We start from the raw sequence: 3,367 nt of genomic DNA, 5'->3' as shown, positions 1-3,367 counted from the left end.
GGATGTACGATACCGAGCCCGTTGAGGCGCTGGGTGGTAGGCAGAGCTATTGGCCGCGCGGAAAGGTGATCGGTGGGTCAGGTTCAATCAATGCGATGGTCTATGTACGCGGCCAGCCGCACGATTTCGATGATTGGAAAGCCTTAGGTAACAATGGTTGGGGATGGGACGATGTGCTGCCCTATTTCAAAAAGTCAGAGGATTTCGACTGGCACAGCGCGCATCATGGCCAAGGCGGGCCACAACATGTTACCGATGCCTCACCCTTTGCCCACCCCATTTGCCGCAGCTTTATTGAAGCCGCGCAGACATTGGGCTTTCCTGCCAGCAGCGACTTCAACGGCTGTAAGCCAGAGGGCGTAGGCTATTATCAGATCAACACACGCGGTGGCTGGCGTGCATCAACTGCGAACGCGTTTCTGCATCCGGCGCGAAAGCGCAAGACGCTGAAGCTGCAAACCCGGGCGCAGGCAACGCGCATATTGTTCGAGGGACGGCGTGCAGTCGGTGTTGCGTACACGTCTAAGGGCGCAAGCGTAGAGGCGAAGGCACGGCGCGAAGTTATCCTGGCAGGAGGCGCAATTAACTCTCCACAACTGTTGATGCTGTCGGGTATTGGCGATGCAAGCCATTTGAAAAATGTCGGCATCGAAACGCTGGTCGATGCAAAAGCGGTGGGCCGTAATTTGCAGGACCATATTGCGGTGTCCTATTTTTACAAAGTGCGCACAGCAACGTTGAACGATGTCCTTCACCCGTTTTTAGGCAAGCTGCGGGCCGGTTTGCGCTACATTGCTGACCGGGCAGGGCCGCTGTCGCTGAGCGTTAATCAAAGCGGTGGTTTTGTGCGAAGCGACGCAACTAAAGCGCACCCTAATCTCCAACTGTATTTTAGTCCGGTCAGTTACACGAAGACCCCCTTGTCGGAACGAAAGCTTCTGAACCCCGATCCATTTTCGGCGTTTTTGCTGTCGCACAACCCCTGCCGTCCGACCAGCCGAGGGCATATTGAACTGACCAGTTCAGACCCTTCGCAATATCCTGCCATCCATCCGAACTATCTTGCGACGCAATCGGACATTGATGATGTGTTGGCTGGCAACCGGATATTGCGTGAGATCGCATCGACAAAGCCGCTTGCAGATATCATAACGGAAGAACTTATTCCCGGAGCCCATGTGGATGGGGACGAAGCTTTACTGGCCGATTTCCGTGCCCGTGCCGACACGGTGTATCACCCGACAAGTACCTGCATGATGGGGACAGATCCTGTCATTTCGGTCGTCGATGCCCGCCTGCGCGTTCATGGTATCGATGGTTTGCGGGTTGTAGACGCCTCGGTGTTCCCGACAATCACCTCGGGAAATACAAACGCGCCAACTGTCATGGTTGCCGAAAAAGGCGCGGCAATGATCTTGGAAGACGCAAAAAGCACGCGTTAATTTTATTTACCAGTTCTTTTTGACTGTGCTAACCCCATGCCATAGCGCGAATCTGGGGAGTGACGCGATGCATCCAAAGATTGACCTTAAACAATTACCGCCTCTGAAAGCACTTAAGGGCTTTGAAGCGGCAACGCGGCACCAAAGTATCCGCGACGCAGCAGACGAATTGTGTCTGACGCACCCTGCAGTCAGCCATCAGGTTCAACTTGTTGAAGATGCCCTTGGCGTAACCTTGTTTGTACAGGAAGGGCGGCACATCGTTTCGACGGAAGAGGGCAAAGTGCTCTATCCGTATGTACGCGCTGCGTTTGAATCCTTACTCGAAGGCGTCGAGGAAGTGCACCGCAACGCACTCGACAAGCCACTGCGTGTGCAAACCTATGTAACAGCTTCAATTCGCTGGCTCGCCAAGCGGGTGCCGCAGTTTTTGGCGGATCACCCCGAGGTCAAACTCACATTGAATACATGCGCGGTCGAATGGGAGTTTGATGATGTCCACGCCGATGTCGGTCTGGTCTATTGTGAAGCTGAACCTGATCCAGCGAAGTTTTATTGGATGCCGCTGTATGAATATGCGCTGTTTCCAGTATGCAGCCCGGAAGTGGCCGCTGCGATGGGGCAAAATCCATCCCCTGAAGCTTTGATGACCAAGCCTCTGGTTGCTATTTATACCGAAGTGCAAAATTGGGAAACTTGGTTTGCTTCGGCAGGTGCGCCGTTTGAACCATCTGTGCCCTATCTTATGGTCGATACCTTGGCCGTTGCGCTCGAAATGGCGCTCAATGGCGAAGGGATAGCCTTAGTTAACGGTCCTTTTGTTGATCAAGACCTTGCGGCTGGTCGGCTGGTGCAGCCTATTTCCCATAAGGCCTTATGCCCCGGCGCTTGGGGGCTCATCTGCCGCAAAGATATGAAAGAAAACCCGCGGATCCGAACTTTCATGGACTGGGTGTTCAAGAATGTGGAAAATAGCCGATAGGTCGCGGCGGATTATCGTTTCGGAACCACTTCATAGCCGCGCTCTTCGGGTTCATCGTCCACCATATCGGCCGGAAAGCCAGTACCCAAAACTTTGATGCCCAGTGGTTCTTCGTAACGGCGGATAATGTTTGGTGAAAATTCGCGAGAACCGAAGGCCTCTTCACCCTCTTTGAAGATTTTGACGATTAACGGCGACAATTCGACGGGGACATTGGCGGCGTGGGCGATTTTGTCGAACAAGCCGACATCTTTGCTGACCAAATCCATGGTGAAATTAATGTCGCGGCTTCCGTTGAGAATGACCTGGCTTTCAGTTTCGTGGACAAAGCTGTTGCCCGATGAAATGCGGATAGCCTCATATGTTGTATTCATATCAAGCCCGATGGCTTTGCACGTTGTCAGCGCCTCAGCCAGCGCAACGAGATGCACTGTGCAGAGATAATTGGTCATCACTTTCAATTGCGACGCGGTTCCCAGATCGCCGGTATGCAATATACGACGTCCCATTGTTGTCAAAACCGGCAGAACAAATTCGAACGCAGCGCGCGGGCCGCCGGCAAAAATTGCGATATTGCCAGTATCGGCGCGGTGACAGCCGCCGGAAACAGGGCATTCCATAAACATGGCGCCGCGCGCCTCGACCAGGGCCCCAAGCCGGATGATTTCACTATAATCGGTGGTGCTCATTTCAAGCCATACCTGCCCCTGGCGCATGACCTGCAGAAAGCCATCTTCGCCCTCGGCAACAGCTGAACTGGCGGCAGGAGAAGGAAGGCAGGTGATGATAAGATCTACAGCTTCGCCCAATTCTTTCGGAGAGGCGGCCGAAGATGCACCGCGCGCCACATATTCTGCAACAAGCGCATCATCTAGGTCGCGGACAGTCACTTCATGGCCATTGCGTATCAAGCTACCCGCAAGCTTTCCGCCGACATTGCCAA

General features: G+C 53.8%; 3 protein-coding genes. 2 read left to right on the top strand and 1 reads right to left on the bottom strand.

Features of this window, described 5'->3' with window-relative positions; all coding sequences use genetic code 11:
- On the top strand, positions 1-1,442 hold a 1,442-nt coding region (locus tag ACIQ2T_RS12740; protein ID WP_397591132.1), incomplete at its 5' end, for a GMC family oxidoreductase.
- 67 nt (positions 1,443-1,509) lie between these two features.
- Complete coding sequence (locus ACIQ2T_RS12735) at positions 1,510-2,424, top strand: LysR substrate-binding domain-containing protein (protein ID WP_397591131.1); 915 nt, start codon at positions 1,510-1,512, stop codon at positions 2,422-2,424.
- Between the two features lie 11 nt (positions 2,425-2,435).
- Here the strand turns inward: ACIQ2T_RS12735 and ACIQ2T_RS12730 are convergent.
- Positions 2,436-3,367, bottom strand: a 932-nt coding sequence (locus tag ACIQ2T_RS12730) for an NAD(P)-dependent oxidoreductase (RefSeq protein WP_397591130.1), incomplete at its 5' end; no start/stop codon positions are given.

It is taken from the genome of Sphingorhabdus sp. (genome assembly GCF_044357595.1).
In the GTDB taxonomy this organism is placed as follows: domain Bacteria; phylum Pseudomonadota; class Alphaproteobacteria; order Sphingomonadales; family Sphingomonadaceae; genus Sphingorhabdus_B.
Note: the sequence above shows the minus strand (reverse complement) of the source record. Positions and strands in the feature narration are given on the sequence as shown.